The 14666-nt window shown below is 69.1% G+C and carries 11 protein-coding genes; 6 read left to right on the top strand and 5 right to left on the bottom strand.

Annotation, left to right across the window (positions count from 1 at the left end):
• Both ACFOMD_RS07940 and ACFOMD_RS07935 read left to right on the top strand, forming a co-directional pair.
• Positions 1–1794, top strand: coding sequence for a putative 2OG-Fe(II) oxygenase (locus tag ACFOMD_RS07940; RefSeq protein WP_380859463.1), 1794 nt, complete (start codon positions 1–3; stop codon positions 1792–1794).
• A gap of 112 nt (positions 1795–1906) precedes the next feature.
• On the top strand, positions 1907–2845 hold the full coding sequence (locus ACFOMD_RS07935) for a retroviral-like aspartic protease family protein (RefSeq protein WP_380859460.1): 939 nt from the start codon (positions 1907–1909) through the stop codon (positions 2843–2845).
• Here the strand turns inward: ACFOMD_RS07935 and ACFOMD_RS07930 are convergent.
• Both ACFOMD_RS07930 and ACFOMD_RS07925 read right to left on the bottom strand, forming a co-directional pair.
• A complete protein-coding gene (locus ACFOMD_RS07930; RefSeq protein WP_380859457.1) occupies positions 2820–4301 on the bottom strand; it encodes a lipopolysaccharide biosynthesis protein in 1482 nt (493 codons plus the stop codon). The two genes, ACFOMD_RS07935 and ACFOMD_RS07930, sit on opposite strands and share 26 nt — an antisense overlap.
• A gap of 47 nt (positions 4302–4348) precedes the next feature.
• Positions 4349–4606: a DUF6356 family protein gene (locus ACFOMD_RS07925; RefSeq protein ID WP_380859454.1), complete on the bottom strand. Its 258-nt coding sequence runs from the start codon at positions 4604–4606 to the stop codon at positions 4349–4351.
• Between the two features lie 116 nt (positions 4607–4722).
• Here ACFOMD_RS07925 and ACFOMD_RS07920 point away from each other — a divergent pair, with 116 nt between their 5' ends.
• On the top strand, positions 4723–5196 hold the full coding sequence (locus ACFOMD_RS07920; protein WP_380859451.1) for an Lrp/AsnC family transcriptional regulator: 474 nt from the start codon (positions 4723–4725) through the stop codon (positions 5194–5196).
• A gap of 10 nt (positions 5197–5206) precedes the next feature.
• Positions 5207–5908, top strand: a complete 702-nt coding sequence (locus ACFOMD_RS07915) for an SGNH/GDSL hydrolase family protein (protein ID WP_380859448.1) — start codon at positions 5207–5209, stop codon at positions 5906–5908.
• On the opposite strand, the gene ACFOMD_RS07910 is transcribed toward ACFOMD_RS07915, so the two are convergent.
• Positions 5905–7239 (bottom strand): MFS transporter, encoded by a 1335-nt coding sequence (locus tag ACFOMD_RS07910; protein WP_380859445.1) that lies wholly within the window; start codon positions 7237–7239, stop codon positions 5905–5907. The genes ACFOMD_RS07915 and ACFOMD_RS07910 overlap by 4 nt on opposite strands.
• Before the next feature lie 169 nt (positions 7240–7408).
• On the opposite strand from ACFOMD_RS07910, the gene ACFOMD_RS07905 reads away from it, so the two are divergent.
• Positions 7409–9250 (top strand): DUF885 domain-containing protein, encoded by a 1842-nt coding sequence (locus ACFOMD_RS07905; protein ID WP_380859442.1) that lies wholly within the window; start codon positions 7409–7411, stop codon positions 9248–9250.
• 152 nt (positions 9251–9402) lie between these two features.
• Here ACFOMD_RS07905 and ACFOMD_RS07900 read toward each other — a convergent pair whose 3' ends face one another.
• Positions 9403–10161, bottom strand: coding sequence for a hypothetical protein (locus tag ACFOMD_RS07900; RefSeq protein ID WP_380859439.1), 759 nt, complete (start codon positions 10159–10161; stop codon positions 9403–9405).
• A 115-nt stretch (positions 10162–10276) separates the two neighbouring features.
• Positions 10277–11863 (bottom strand): lysine--tRNA ligase, encoded by a 1587-nt coding sequence (locus ACFOMD_RS07895; protein ID WP_380859436.1) that lies wholly within the window; start codon positions 11861–11863, stop codon positions 10277–10279.
• 42 nt (positions 11864–11905) lie between these two features.
• Between ACFOMD_RS07895 and ACFOMD_RS07890 the strand changes: the two genes are divergently transcribed.
• The gene (locus tag ACFOMD_RS07890; protein WP_380859433.1) at positions 11906–14611 is read left to right on the top strand and encodes an ATP-dependent DNA helicase; all 2706 of its coding nucleotides are present in this window, start codon (positions 11906–11908) and stop codon (positions 14609–14611) included.
• Positions 14612–14666 lie beyond the last annotated feature (55 nt).

The following is a 14666-nucleotide window of genomic DNA, read 5'->3' as shown; positions in this document are numbered from 1 at the left end:
ATGACCGCCGGCGTCAATTTGCAGGCGCTGTTCGGCGAGGCGAACGCGGCTTTTTCGGCGGGTGATCTGGAGCGCGCGCGGGAGCTGGCGCGCACGATCATCGGCCAGGCGCCGCGCGTCCCGCAGGTTCGCCATCTTCTGGCGCTGGTCGAAAAGCGGCGCGGCGATACGGCGGCGGCGCGCGCGCAGTTTGCGGCGGCGGTCGAGCTGGGGCCGAACGACCCGCAGGTTCACAACAACTACGCCAACCTTCTCTCCGACCTCGGCGAGAATGCGCTGGCGCTCGATCACTACCGTCGCGCGGTGGCGCTGAAGCCCGATTTCGTCGACGCGCTGGTCAACCTCGCGATGACCGCCGAGACCGAGGAGCGCTTTGTCGAGGCGCGGCAGGCGCTGGTCGCCGCCACCGGCCATCGGCCCGATCTCGCCAACGCCTGGCTGATGCTGGGGCTGATCGATCGCGGCGAGGGCGACCTCGAAGCGGCGGTGGCGTCGCTCGACAAGGCGGTGACGCTGGCGCCGGCGGATTCGAAGGCGGCGCGGGCGCGGGCGACGGTCGAGGCGGAACGCGGCGGCACCGACCCCGCCCCCTATTATGCGCGCGCCGAGGCGCTGACGCCGGGTGACCTTGAACTGTTCATCGCGCGCAACGCCGCCGATCCGGGCGGCCCGCCGGCGATCGAGCGCCATCTTACCGCCAAGGTAAATGCCAATCCCGACTGGCTCGATGGCCATATGGCGCTGGCGCAGCTGCGCGGCCAGACGCGCACCGTGCCGCCCGAGACGAGCTTCGAGGCGGCGCTCGCCGATCGGCCGCGCGAGCGCCAGCTCTGGTACGGGCTGGTGGCGCTGCTCAATCGCGCCGAGCGCCACGCCGAGGCGCGAATGGCGATCGAGCGGGCGCGGGTGGCGCTGATCGGCGATGCCGAGGCGGCGCAGGTGCTCGACCATCTGGAGGCGATCACGGCCGACGAAGCGGGCGACGGCGCCCACGCCGCGAAGCTGCTCGCGGCGCTGCCGCCGGGCGATTTCACGCTGGAGCTGGTGCGCGTCCGCCATGCGCTGCGCCATGGCCGGCCCGACGAGGCGGCGCGGCTCGTTGAACCGCTGACCGCCACCGGCAGCGCGCTCGCCTGGGCCTATCTCGGCACCGCGTGGCGGCTGACCGGCGACGCGCGCCACGATTGGCTGGCCGGCGACGATCGGCTGGTGCAGACGCTCGACATCGCCGACGCCATGCCCCCCCTCGAAGAACTGGCGGCGCGGCTGCGCGAGCTTCACGTCACCCGGTCGCACCCGATCGACCAGTCGCTGCGCGGCGGCACGCAGACCGACGGCGATATCCTCATCCGCAGCGAGCCGCTGATGCGGCAGGTGAGGAAGGCGCTCGGCGACGCCATCGACCTCTACGTCTCGCGGCTGCCGCCGCCCGATCCGACGCACCCGACCCTGAAGGAGCCGCGCAACGGCGCGCGCATCGTCGGCGGCTGGTCGGTGCGGCTGTCGGCGCAGGGCTTTCACATCAACCACGTCCATCCGCGCGGCTGGCTCAGCTCGGCCTTCTACGTGTCGCTGCCGCCGGGCGTCGGCGAAGACGAGAGCGACACCGCCGGCTGGCTGTCGATCGGCGTGCCGCCGGCCGAACTGAAGCTTGGGCTGCCGCCGCTGCGGCTGATCAGGCCGCAGCCGGGGCGCCTCGCGCTGTTTCCGTCGATCATGTGGCATGGCACCGTACCGTTCAGCGACGGCGAGCGGCTGACCATCGCCTTCGACGTCGCGCCCCGCCGCGGGTAGGGCCGCAGCTGATCTTCGACAGACGCGGCCAGCTATTCCACCAACGACCGCCGGCGATCTTGCCCCCGGTTGCCCGCAGCGTAAGCTGGAGCCAACGAAAAGAGGTTGGGTCATGGGTCGATTTTGGGGAGGCGCGGCGCTGCTCGCCGCGATGCTGGCGACGACGACAGCGCGTGCCGAGGTCCCGCAGGCGCCGGTCGGCGATCTGACCGCCACCAATGAATCGGTGCTGGCGACCGCGCAGGACAAGCTCACGCGGATGACCGTGCCGGTGTTCGTCAACGGCCAGGGCCCGTTCGCCTTCGCCGTCGACACCGGCGCCGACCGCACCGTGATCTCGCAAAGCCTCGCCACCAAATTGGGCCTCATCGCCGATCGCGCGGCGCAGTTGCACGGCGTCGCCGGGGTCGACGTGGTGCGGACGACTCGTCTCGAGAAGCTGAAGATCGGCCACAAGGAGGTCGCCGACATCCGCGCGCCGATCCTTCCTGACGCCGCGCTCGGCGCCGCGGGGTTGATCGGCATCGACGCACTCGCTGACCAGCGGGTGACGATGGACTTCATCGGCGAGCAGATGACCGTCCGCCCGTCCGACTATCGCGTGCCGGAAGACAAGGACGCCGACGTCATCACCATCACCGCCAAGCGCCGCTTCGGGCAGCTGGTGCTGGTCAATGCCTCGGTCAACGGCCAGCGCGTCTATGCGATCGTCGATTCGGGGTCGCAGGTGACCATCGGCAACCCCGAGCTGCGCAAGATGATGGTGCGCGGCGCCAAGGGCACCGAGGTATCGACCGAGCTGGTGAGCGTCACCGGGCGCAAGATCGCCGCCGACTATGGCATGCTGCCGCGCATGAAGATCGGTGGCGTCATCCTCGGCGACATTCCGATCGTCTATTCGGACGCGCACCCGTTCAAGAAGTTCAAGCTGGCGGGCAAGCCGGCGATGCTGATCGGGGTCGATATCCTGCGCGCGTTCGAGCGGGTGTCGCTCGACTTCGATACCAAGAAGGTGCGCTTCCAGCTCAGGTCGGAGAAGGCTGCTTTCTGAACAGGATGCGGTCGTCGGGGCGGAAGCCCCATTTCCACATGATCGCGCCGAAGGTCAGGATGATCGCCGGAATGCCGACGGCGATCTGCGCCCAGTCGGGCAGTCCGCGCACCAGCAGGCCGACAGCAGCGGCGCCGATCGTCGCCGGGAACAGCGCCCAGCGCAGCCCGGTGACCGGCGCGCCCAGCTCGCGCGCCAGCAACCGCGCCTTCAGCACCGAGCCGAGGCTCAGCGCCAACGCGAGGCCGAGCGCGGCGCCGACGCCAGCGTTGATCCCGGCATCGATCCAGAAATGGACGAGCAGCACGGTCAGCACGGCCTGCGCGGCGATGGTCACGATCGACAGCATCAGATTGCGCTGCGGGCTGGTGTAGACGAGCGCGGCTTCCGACACCGCGGCGGTCGCCGCCAGCGCCTCGACGGCAAGCAGGACGGCGAGCACCGTCTGGCCGCCGGCGAACTCGGTGCCGACAAGGCTCAGCACCGCCTCGCCGGGCAGGCCGAGCGCCAGCGCGACGCAGAGCTGTGCGGCGATGATCCAGAAGCCGACCTGGCGGACATGGCCCGCCATCGCGATGCGGTCTCCGGCGACGAGGCTGTTCGACAGCAGGGGGCCAAGCACCGGATCGAAGCTGGTCTTCAGTTTCTGCGGCAGCGAGGCGACCTGCTGCGCCACATAATAGACGCCCATCACGCTTGGCGCGGCGAAGATGCCGAGGATGAACAGGTCGAGACGCCGCGTCGCCCATTCGATGGCGTCGGCGCCGGCGAGCGCGATATTCTCGCGGGCGAGCGTGAACAGCCGCTCGGGGTGAGGCACCCAGCCGCGCGGCAGGCCGAACTCGCGGATGCAGGGGATTATCGAGGCGACGAACGCCGCGATCATCGAAGCGGCATAGGCGATGATCAGCCCGTCGCGTTTGAAGATGGTGAAGGCGAGGATGGTGGCGACGATGGTCAGCACCCAGGGCTCGATCACCGAGCGGGCGCGCACCTGCGCCCCGATCTTGTGGTTGTAGGCGAGCGCCGCCAGCGCGATGTCCGACCCGACGATGGCGAGCGCGGTCACCGGGAACATCTGGTCGAGCCCGGTGACGAAGCTGTTCGGGAACACGACGCGCGGGAAGGTGGCGAGCAGGCCGGCGCCGACGGCGGCCAGCGCCCAGCCGAGTACCAGCGCGTCCCAGATCACATGCGAATGCGGTCGGTCGGTCTTGGCGAGTGCGATCGAGATGCCGCGTTTCAGCCCGAGCGTTGAAAGCTGCGCGGTCAGCTCGACGACGAGGATGGCGTAGGCGAAGCGGCCGAGCGTGGCGGCGCCGTAGAGCTGGCCGGCGATGAACAGGAAGGGCAGGCGCGCCAACAGGCGCAGCAGGAAGCCGAGGAAATTGAGCCGCCCGCCACGCGCCAGCGCGGCGATCGGGTCAGCCGATTGTGGGGAAGGGGTCGATGCCATGGCCCTAGGCCACGGCGTCTACACTAGGACAAGGGTCGCCGGAAGGCTCAGATCACCCATTCGAGCGCGTCGGGCGCGGTGACGCCGCTGTCGCGCACCCGGCGGCGGTGCGCCACCATGCGATCGTAGAGGCCGGTGACGGCGGCGCTGCCGGTCTTGACGAACAGGCCCGGCACCAGCGCGTGGACGAGGCAGGCAAGGCCCGCGCCGAGCATGGTGACGCCGAAGCTCGAGGCGACGAGGAAATGCTCGCCGTAGGTTTCGCCGACGCTTTCGGGGTGCTCGGTGAACATCTCGCGCAGCATAGTCTCATTCCTCCCGTGGCTCGCCAGCATCATATGCCAAGCCGGGAAAGAATCATTGCTTTCTATCGCGGTGTCAGGCCATTTCGTAGCATGTTTATACTACGAAATTCACCTGGATGACCCGCGCCGTTTCCGTCGATGCCGTCGACCGGCGCATCCTGACGGCGCTGCAGCGCGATGCGACCTTGTCGATCAACGCGCTGTCGGAGGTCGTCGGCCTGTCGGCGACCCCCTGCTGGAAACGAGTGAAGCGGCTGGAGGAGGCCGGCGTCATCACCGGGCGGGTGACGCTCGTCGATCGCGAGACGGTCGGCCTCGGCGTCACCGTCTTCGTGTCGATCCGCACGGCGGCGCACGACGAAGGCTGGCTGGAGAATTTCGCGGCCGGCGTGCGCCGCATTCCTGAGATCGTCGAATTCTACCGGATGGCGGGCGAGGTCGACTATCTGCTGAAGGTGGTGTGCGCCGACATCGCCGACTACGATCGCATCTACAAGCAGCTCATCAAGGTGGCGCCGCTGCACGACGTCAGTTCGTCGTTCGCGATGGAGCAGATCAAATATACCACCGAGGTACCGCTGCGGCCGTGAGGGGACGGAGATGACGCGCTGGCTGCCCTGGCTGATCGTCGCCGCGCTGGTCGCGGCTTTGGGCGCAGCGCTGTGGCGGCCGGAAGCGGTGGCGCGGCGGCTGGGATTCGATGACCGGATCGGCGAGGCGAAACGCGACCGCTGGCAGGCCGACATGCGCGGCCAGTACGCGCGGCTCGACCGCTCAGTGCCGGCGGGGGCGCTGCTGTTCATCGGCGATTCGCATGTGCAGGGCCTCAACGCTGCGCAGGTCGGGTCCTGTACTGCCAGCTTCGGCATCGGCGGTGAGACCGCGCGCGAACTGACGGCGCGCGTCGCCGAGCTGACATCGCTCGACCGCGCCGCCGCCGTGGTGGTGCAAATCGGCACGAACGACGTGCTGCGCGGCGAGGACGACCGGCTGGCCGACAGCTATTACCGGCTGCTCGCCGCGCTGCCCGCCGACCGGCCGGTGCTGTTGTCATCGTTGCCGCGAACGGTGCCGGGGTCGGCTCACGCTTTCCAGGCGGTGCGCGGCAGCGGCGCGGCCCGCGCGGCCTGTTCGCGCCGCCCCAATTGCCATTTCGTCGATCTGGCCGCGGCGATGGACGAGCCGGAGAAGCTGCTCGAGGACGACGGCGTTCATCTCAACCCCGCCGGCTATGCGCTGTGGGCGCGCGTCCTGCGCGAGACGCTCGACAAGGTGGGCGTCGCCGACAAAAGCTGCGCCTAGCCCTGCCCCGCATCACGCGCGGCGAGCGCCGCCTGCAGTTTCTCATGCGCCGCCTCGTCATGTGGCCACCGCGCGATCAGCCACGCCGCCGTCGCCATCAGCAGGATCGGCGAGACGACGAACAGCAGGGTCATCCCCATGATCGCCTCCGGCGTGTTCACCGCCTTGGGCGACGCGTTGAAGTCGATCCAGTCGAGGAAAGGGTAGATGATCGCGACGGGCGCGGCGTGCGCGATCTTCAGGGTGGTGGTCAGCACCGCTTGGATCAGCCCGTTGCGGTCGAGCCCGGTCTCCAGCCGATCGGCGTCGGCGACGTCAGCGAGCATCGCGCGCGAGAGGAACAGCGGCGCGGTGTAGGGAATACCGGCGATCGCCATGCCGATCATCGCATCGCTGACCTCCGCGGCGGGCAGCAGCGCCAGCGAGCCATGCGCGAGGCAGTAGAAGACGCCGGCGACGGCGGCGGCGCGATGCTTGCCGAGCTTGCCGGCGAGCTTCATCCACAAGGGGGCCGCGGCAAAGCCGGCGACGAAATAGATCAGCAGGAGGAGGCTCGCCTCGCTCGCCGAAAAGCCGAGGCGATGCTCGAAGTAGAAGATGAACATCGCGCCAGTGACGCCGGGCGCGAGGCCGGCGAACACGTCGATGGCGAGCAGCCGCCGCATCAGCGGATTGCGCGCCAGCGCCTTCAGGTCGGCCCAGCTCACCTCGGTTCGTTCGGCGAGGCGCGGCCGTTCGGGGACGGCGACCAGCATCAGCAGGACGGTCAGCGGCGCCATCGCGACGATGAACCAGCCCATCGCATGGATGCCCGGCGCCGGGTCGTGCGCGCCGGTGGCGCGGCCGACCAGCCAGGGCAGCATCAGCACCAGCACCATGCCGAGCACGCCCGCCGCCTCGCGCCAGCCGAACACGCGCGAACGCTGGTGATAGTCGCTGGAGAGGGTGGCGCCCCAGGCGAGCTGCGACACCATCATGATCGAATAGCCGACATACATGAACATCAGCTGCGCGAAGGCGAGGAAAGGCGAGATGCCCGGTTGCGCCATGAACACCAGCAGCGCGCCCAGCATCGTGACGAGCGTGCCGACCGCCAGCCAGGGGCGATAGCGGCCCCAGCGGCTGTTGGTGCCGTCCATCCAGTGGCCGAGAAGCGGATCGAGCGGCACGTCGAGTAGCCGCACGAGGAAGAAGATCAGCCCGACGACGCCGAGGTCGAGGCCGAGGCTCCCCGCATAATAGGGCGGCAAATAGACGATCAGCGGCAGGCCGATGGCGGCGAGCGGCATATACGGGCCGGCAAAGGCGGCGAGCGTTTTACGCTTGAGCACTGACACTCCATCCCCAGGAACGGCGATCATGCCGATGCCCGGCAGGCGCGCAAGCGTCCGCATCGCGAACCTATCGCTTTCTATCGTCATGGAACCGTCGTGCGCGGCTTGCCCGCACCGGGGGACCGTCCTATCCAAGCGTCACACCGGATTTGGGAGTTCCGCCGTCATGACCGCTCGCCTTTTGCTCGCCGCTTCGCTTGCCGCGCTCGTCGCCGGCTGCACCGCCCCCGATGCCGCGCCATCGGCGAGCGCCGCGCCCGCCGCTCCGGCCGCCGCCGAGGCGCCGAAGCCCGACCATGACGCGCAGCTGAAGGCGCTGTTCGCCGAAAGCGACGAGGGCAATCTGAAGCGCAACCCGATCTCGGCGCTGTTCCGCGGCGACCTGCGCTACGCCGACCAGTTCGGCGACTATATCACCGACGAATATTATGCGACCGAGGTCGCCTCGGGGCAGGCAGAGCTGGCGCGGCTGAACGCCATTCCGCGCGACTCGCTGACCGCGCAGGACCAGGTCGCCTATGACGTGTTCAAATGGCAGACCGAACTCGGCCTGCGCGCGCTCGGGCCGGAAATCCTGCCGCTGACCGTCGTGCGGCCGATCGACCATTTCTTCGGCTTCCACACCTTCTTCCCCGATTTGAGCTCGGGCGAGGGCGCGGCGCCGTTCAAGACGCTCGCCGACTATGAGAACAATCTGAAGCGCATCGACGGCTATGTCGTGCTGATCGACCGCGCCATCGGCCGTTTCCGCGAGGGCATGGCGAGCGACGTCACCCAGCCGCGCCTCGTCGTCGACAACGTCATCGGCCAGCTCGACACGCAGATCGGCATGGGCGTCGACAACAGCGTGTTCATGGGCCCGCTGAAGAAATTCCCGGCGGAGATTTCGGCCGCCGACCAGGCGCGGCTGCGCACCGAATATGCCGCCGCGGTGAAGGACAAGATCCTGCCGGCCTATGCGCGGCTGCGCGACTTCCTGAAGACCGAGTATCGGCCGAAATCGCGCGAGGGCGTGGGCCTCGCCTACATGAAGGGTGGCGACCGGCTTTATAGCTACCTGATCGAGCAGAACACCACGCTGCCGCTCGGCGCCGAGGAGGTCCACCAGACCGGCCTGCGCGAAGTGGCGCGCATCAAGGGCGAGATGGAGAAGGTGAAGACCCAGGTCGGCTACAAGGGCGACCTCAAGTCCTTCTTCAACTATCTGCGCACCGACGCGAAGTTCAAGGCGAAGTCGAAGGAAGCGCTGACGCAGGGCTATTACGACATCGGCAAGAAGGTCGATACGCGCATCGGCGAGCTGTTCTCGACCTTGCCAAAGTCGCCGCTCGAAATCCGACCGGTGCCCGCCTATCGCGAGAAGAACGACGCGGGCGGCTCGTACCAGCAGGGTACACCCGACGGCTCGCGCCCGGGCATCTTCTACTTCAACACCTATGACCTGCCGTCGCGCACGACACCGGGCATGGAGACGCTCTACCTGCACGAGGGCGCGCCGGGGCATCATTTCCAGATCAGCCTCGCGCAGGAGAATACCAGCCTGCCGAACTTCATGCGCTTCGGCGGCAACACCGCCTTCGTCGAGGGCTGGGCGCTCTATGCGGAAACGCTCGGGCCGCGCATCGGCATGCTGACCGACCCCTACCAGTATTTCGGCCACCTCAACGACCAGATGCTGCGCGCGATGCGGCTGGTGGTCGACACCGGCATCCATTCGAAGAAATGGGGCCGCGATCAGGCGATTGCCTACATGCTCGACAATTCGTCGATGAGCCGTACCGACGCGGTGTCGGAGGTCGAGCGCTACATCGCCATTCCGGGGCAGGCGCTCGCCTATATGACCGGCCGCCTGAAGATCCAGGAACTGCGCGAGCGCGCCGAGCGCGAGCTGGGGCCGAAGTTCGACATCCGCGAGTTCCACACGCAGGTGCTAATGACCGGCGCGCTGCCGCTCGCGGTGCTCGAGGCGAAGATCGACCGCTGGATCGCCGAGAAGAAGGCCGCGTAAGCGGCAAGGGCATCCCTCTCCCGCTTGCGGGAGAGGTTAGGTGAGGGTGTGCGAGCGTCAGCGAGCTCTTTGGCCGCCGGTCACCCTCACCCACCCAGCCTGCGGCTGGGCCCCTCCCTCTCCTGCAAGCAGGCGAGGGGTTTTTGGGGCGGCTAAACGAGCGTCCCGAACGGTTGCAGGCGCTTCGCCAGCGCGCGGGCGCCTGCAACGTCCTTCTTCTGCAACAGCGGCAGCACCTGCGCCGCCTGCCGCTTCAGCATCGTGTCGAAGGCATCGCCCGGCGCGGCTTTGGCGGCCTGCGCCAGCAGCGCTTCGGCGCGCGGCGCATTGTCGGCGTCGAGCGACAGCAAGGTGAAGGCGTAGTAGGTCGGCACCGCCGCGCCGGCGCCGGGCTTGGTCAGTGCGGTTTCGAAGGCGCGCGTCGCCTCGGCCTTCTTGGCGCCGAGTGCCGCATTGGCGAGAAAGCCGCCGAGCGTCGCCACCGCCTCGCCATGCCAGCCGCCGAGCGCCGCCCAGGCGATCGCGTCATTGGGGAGCGCGGTGCGTGCCTCGTCCATCAGCTTGCGCGCCGCCTTGCCCTTGCCCTGCGAGCGTTCGAGCTTCGCCACATAGCCGACGGCGATGCCCTTCTGCAGGATGGCGGGGCCGTAGCCGGGGCGGGCGGCGAGGGCCTTGTCGGCCAGCTCGGCCGCCTCGTTGCAGATCGCGATGGCGCGCGCCTTGTCGGCGGTGCGGAAGGCGGCGAGCGCCAGCAGCGAACGCGCGGCGAAGGTCTGCGATTCAGGCGTCGCTTCCTGCGCACCGGTCTTGGCGGCCTCGGCGAACTTGCCTTCGCGGTATAGCGAGGCCGTGTCGGCGAACGCCGGCGCGGGAAGTGCCAGCACCGCGAGCGTGATGGCGAGTTTCTTCATGTTCCCCTCTCCGTCATCCCCGCGAAGGCGGGGATCCATTGTCGCCGACGGCGGAGTGAATGGATTCCCGCCTTCGCGGGGATGACGATGGGGAAAGTCTTAGGTTCCGTCCAGCCTAGTGCCGAACCGCGCCCAGCGCCTCGGCGATCAGCCGACGCGTGTTGGCGATGCCGTAGAGCGCGATGAACGAGCCCATGCGCGGCCCCTGCGAGGAGCCGAGCAGGGTCTCGTAGAGCGCCTTGAACCAGTCGCGCAGATTATCGAAGCCGGCGGCCTTGCCGCACTCATAGACCTCGAACTGGATCGCCTCGGCATCGGCGTCGTCGGGCAGCGCCTGCAGCCGCGCATCGAGGTCGGCGAGCGCTTGCGCCTCGAGATCGACCGGTGCACGGCGCTGCAGGGTCGGCACGACGAAGTCGCTGCCGTAGCGCACCGCGTACTGCACCAGCCGGTCGAGCTCGGGGTGCGTCTCGGGCGTGGCGCCGGCGACGTAACGCGAGAGGTACTTCCACAGCCCCGCCGAATCCTGAACCCCGGTGCCGGCGACGGCGACGAGGTTCAGCAGCAGCGCGAAATTGACCGGCAGCTCGACCGGCACCGGCTTGCCCTCATGGATGTGGAACACCGGGTTGCCGAGCTTCTGCTCGGGCGGCTGGTCGGCGAAATTGCCGAGGAACTGATAATATTCGTCGACCGACTTCGGGATGACGTCGAACGACAGCTTCTTCGCCTTGCGCGGCTCGCGGTAGATGTAGAAGGCGAGGCTCTCGGGCGAGGCGTAGGTCAGCCACTCCTCGATGGTGAGGCCGTTGCCGCGCGACTTCGAGATCTTCTCGCCGTTGGCATCGAGAAACAGCTCATAGTTGAACCCCTCGGGCGGCTTGGCGCCGAGGATGCGCACGATCCGCGACGACAGCGTCACCGAATCGATCAGGTCCTTGCCGGCCATCTCATAGTCGACGCCGAGCGCCAGCCAGCGCATCGCCCAGTCGACCTTCCACTGGCACTTCACCGCGCCCCCGGTGACCTTCACGGTCATCCGCTCGCCGTCGTTGGGGTCGAGATAAGTGACGGTGCCCGCCGCCGCGTCGCGCTCGATCAGCGGCACCTGCAGCACCACGCCGGTCTTCGGGCAGACGGGCAGGAAGGGCGCATAGGTGGCGCGCCGCTCCGGCCCGAGCGTCGGCAGGATGACGTCGATCACCGCGTCGTAATTGGCGAGAATCTGGAGCAAGGTCGGGTCGAAGCGGCCGCTGGTGTAGCAATCGGTCGCCGACAGGAATTCGTAGTCGAAGCCGAAGCGGTCGAGGAAGTCGCGCAGCATCGCGTTGTTATGATGCGCGAAACTCTCGAACTTGCCGAACGGATCGGGGATGCGCGTCAGCGGCTTGCCGAGGTTGGCGCGCAGCATGTCGCCGCCCGGTAGATTGTCGGGGACCTTCCGCAAGCCGTCCATATCGTCGGAGAAGGCGATGAGCCGCGTCGGCGCGCCGCCGGTCAGCAGCTCATAGGCGCGGCGGACATAGGTGGTGCGCGCCACCTCCTGGAAGGTGCCGATGTGCGGCAGCCCCGAGGGGCCGTAGCCGGTCTCGAAGACCGCGGGGCGACCCTCGATGCCGCGTGCGACGACTTTGCGCGCCTCTTCGAACGGCCACGCCTTGCTCGTCAGCGCCGCAGCGCGTAGCTCCTCAATGTTGCTCATTCGTTCTTTCCGGCTGCGTCCGCCGGGTTATAGTCGCTGAAGATGGCCGATCAACCGATCTATCCCTCCCTCGTTGCAAGCCATGCCGGCCTGTGGCTCGCCGGACCCGATGGCGAGGTGCAGCGGGTGCGCCGCGGCGACGCGATAAGGCGCGCCGCCGACACGCCGCACCTGCTGCTGAACGCGCCGCTCACCGCCTCCCGATTGGGCTATCCCGAGCTGTCGGGGATGGACCTGTTGGAGCTGTACGCCTTCGTCCATCCGGCGAGCTTCGCGGTGCCGACCCCGCGGGGGCTGGCGAAGGCGCTGGGACTGGAAGCACCGCGTGGCGAGGAAGCCGAAGCGCGCTTCCTGCAGGCCGCGGCCGCGAAGCTGCTGGCGACGCTTGGCAGCCCCAATTGGGCCGAGCGTTACGGCGCGCATGCGGCGGCCAGCTCGCTCAACCGGCTGCGCTGGTCATGGGGCACCGAAGTCGCGGCGCGCGTCGCGCGGCCGGAAAAGCCGGAGCGCGGCCTCTTTCAGGCGCTGCCCAAATGGGAGGATTCAGCGCCGCGCCCCAAGCCGCGCGACGTGACGCTCGACCCGAACGCGGTCGATTCGCGGCTCGATGCGCTGCTTGGCGCCGGGTCGGAGGAGCGACCGGGACAGCGCGCCTACGCCCGATCGGCGACGCATGCCTTCGCGCCGCGCCGCGCGGCGGGCGTGCCCAATGTCGCGCTGTCGGAGGCCGGGACCGGCATCGGCAAGACGCTCGGCTATCTGGCGCCGGCGTCCTTGTGGGCGGAAGCCGCCGATGCGCCGGTGTGGCTGTCGACCTACACCAAGGCGCTGCAACGCCAGCTCGATGCCGAAACCGCGCGCCTCTATCCCGACCCCGAGGTGAAGCGCCGCCGCGCCGTGGTGCGCAAGGGGCGCGAGAATTACCTCTGCCTGCTCAATCTCGAAGATGCAGTGCAGGGCGCCTTTCAGGGCCGCGCAGCGATTTTCTCGCAGCTGGCGGCGCGCTGGGCGGCGTTCACCCGCGACGGCGACATGATCGGCGGCGACTTTCCCGGCTGGCTGGTCACCCTGTTCCAGCGCTCGGCGCTGACCTCGCTCACCGACCGGCGCGGCGAATGCGTCTATGCCGGTTGCCCGCATTTCCGTTCCTGCTTCATCGAACGCGCGACGCGTGCCTCGGCGCAGGCCGATCTCGTCATCGCCAATCATGCGCTGGTGATGGTCAACGCGGTGCGCGGGCGGGCCGAGGGCAGTGCGGCGACGCGGATCGTGTTCGACGAGGGGCATCATCTGTTCGATGCCGCCGATTCGACCTTTGCGCTGGCGCTGACCGGCGCCGAGGCGATCGAGCTGCGGCGCTGGATCATCGGCCCCGAAAAGGGCTCGCGCGGGCGGCGGCGCGGGCTGTCGGCGCGGCTGTCCGACCTGCTGTCCTACGACGAGGAGGGCGCCGAGGCGCTCGATGCCGCGGTCGAGGCCTCGCGCGAAATGCCCGCCGACGGCTGGCTGTCGCGCCTCGCCGAAGGCGCGCCCGACGGGCCGATCGAGGCCTTGCTCGCGGCGGTGCGCGCGCATGTCTATGCCCGCGCCGAGGCGCCCGACAGCGGCTATGGGCTGGAGACCGAGGTCGCCAATTTGCTGCCACAGGTGGTCGACGCGGCGGGCACCGCGTCGATCGCGCTCGAACGGCTGGTGAAGCCCTTCGCCAAGCTGGAGGCGCGGCTGGTCGCGCTGCTCGAGGAGCCGCCCGACTGGCTCGACATCGCGGCGCGCGCGCGGGTCGAAGGCGCGGCGTCGGGGCTGCGGCTGCGGCAGGCGATGCTCGCCGGCTGGCTCGGGCTGCTGGCGCGGCTCGCCGGGCCCGCCGATCCCGATTTCGTCGACTGGTTCGCCGTCGATCGCATCGACGGGTCGGAGCGCGGCGTCGGCCTCCACCGCCACTGGCTCGACCCGACCAAACCGCTGGCGAAGGCGGTGCTGGAGCCGGCACATGGCGTGCTCGTCACCTCGGCGACCTTGCGATCACGCGGGTCGGAGGCGACCGACGACTGGCGCGATACCGAGATGCGCACCGGCGCAACGCATCTGCCGCTGCCGCCGGCGCGCTTTGCCGCCGACAGCCCGTTCGACTATGCGCGCCAGTCGCGGGTCATCGTCGTCAACGACATCAAGCGTGGCGACATCCCCGCGCTCGCCGGCGCCTATCGCACGCTGATCGAGGCGGCGGGCGGCGGCACCCTGGGACTGTTCACCGCCATCGCCCGGTTGCGCGCGGTGCATGCGCGCATCGCCGATGGGCTCGCGCAGGCGGGATTGCCGCTCTACGCGCAGCATGTCGATCCGATCGATACCGGCACGCTCGTCGACATCTTCCGCGCCGATGCGCACGCCTCGCTGCTCGGCACCGATGCGTTGCGCGACGGCGTCGACGTGCCCGGCCAGTCGCTGCGGCTGGTGGTGATGGAGGGCGTGCCGTGGCCGCGCCCGACCGTGCTGCACGCGGCGCGGCGGGCGGCGTTCGGCGGCGCGGCCTATGACGATCTCGTCACCATGGGGCGGCTGGCGCAGGCGTTCGGGCGGCTGATCCGGCGCGGCACCGACAAGGGCGTGTTCGTGCTGCTCGGCGCAGCGGTGCCGTCGCGCCTGCTCGCGGCGTTCCCGGCGGGTGTCACGGTCGAGCGGGTCGGCCTCGCGCAGGCGGTCGCGACGGTGCGGCAGCTGCTCGCCGACGAACGGGTCGACGCCTGATCGCGGCTTGTCGGACTCCGGCCCCGCTTGTATCGATGGCGCGGCCCGTTCGGGA

It is taken from the genome of Sphingoaurantiacus capsulatus, from assembly GCF_042648405.1.
GTDB classification, from domain to species: Bacteria; Pseudomonadota; Alphaproteobacteria; order Sphingomonadales; family Sphingomonadaceae; genus Sphingoaurantiacus; species Sphingoaurantiacus capsulatus.
The sequence above is the reverse complement of the archived record's forward strand: the minus strand, read 5'-3'. Positions and strand labels throughout refer to the sequence as shown.

What these genes read in the sequence shown, in the direction of transcription:
- ACFOMD_RS07940 (WP_380859463.1), top strand. Translation starts at nt 1, where the DNA reads ATGACCGCCGGCGTCAATTTGCAGGCGCTGTTCGGCGAGGCGAACGCG.
- ACFOMD_RS07935 (WP_380859460.1), top strand. Translation starts at nt 1,907, where the DNA reads ATGGGTCGATTTTGGGGAGGCGCGGCGCTGCTCGCCGCGATGCTGGCG.
- ACFOMD_RS07930 (WP_380859457.1), bottom strand. Translation starts at nt 4,301, where the DNA reads ATGGCATCGACCCCTTCCCCACAATCGGCTGACCCGATCGCCGCGCTG.
- ACFOMD_RS07925 (WP_380859454.1), bottom strand. Translation starts at nt 4,606, where the DNA reads ATGCTGCGCGAGATGTTCACCGAGCACCCCGAAAGCGTCGGCGAAACC.
- ACFOMD_RS07920 (WP_380859451.1), top strand. Translation starts at nt 4,723, where the DNA reads ATGACCCGCGCCGTTTCCGTCGATGCCGTCGACCGGCGCATCCTGACG.
- ACFOMD_RS07915 (WP_380859448.1), top strand. Translation starts at nt 5,207, where the DNA reads ATGACGCGCTGGCTGCCCTGGCTGATCGTCGCCGCGCTGGTCGCGGCT.
- ACFOMD_RS07905 (WP_380859442.1), top strand. Translation starts at nt 7,409, where the DNA reads ATGACCGCTCGCCTTTTGCTCGCCGCTTCGCTTGCCGCGCTCGTCGCC.
- ACFOMD_RS07900 (WP_380859439.1), bottom strand. Translation starts at nt 10,161, where the DNA reads ATGAAGAAACTCGCCATCACGCTCGCGGTGCTGGCACTTCCCGCGCCG.
- ACFOMD_RS07895 (WP_380859436.1), bottom strand. Translation starts at nt 11,863, where the DNA reads ATGAGCAACATTGAGGAGCTACGCGCTGCGGCGCTGACGAGCAAGGCG.
- ACFOMD_RS07890 (WP_380859433.1), top strand. Translation starts at nt 11,906, where the DNA reads ATGGCCGATCAACCGATCTATCCCTCCCTCGTTGCAAGCCATGCCGGC.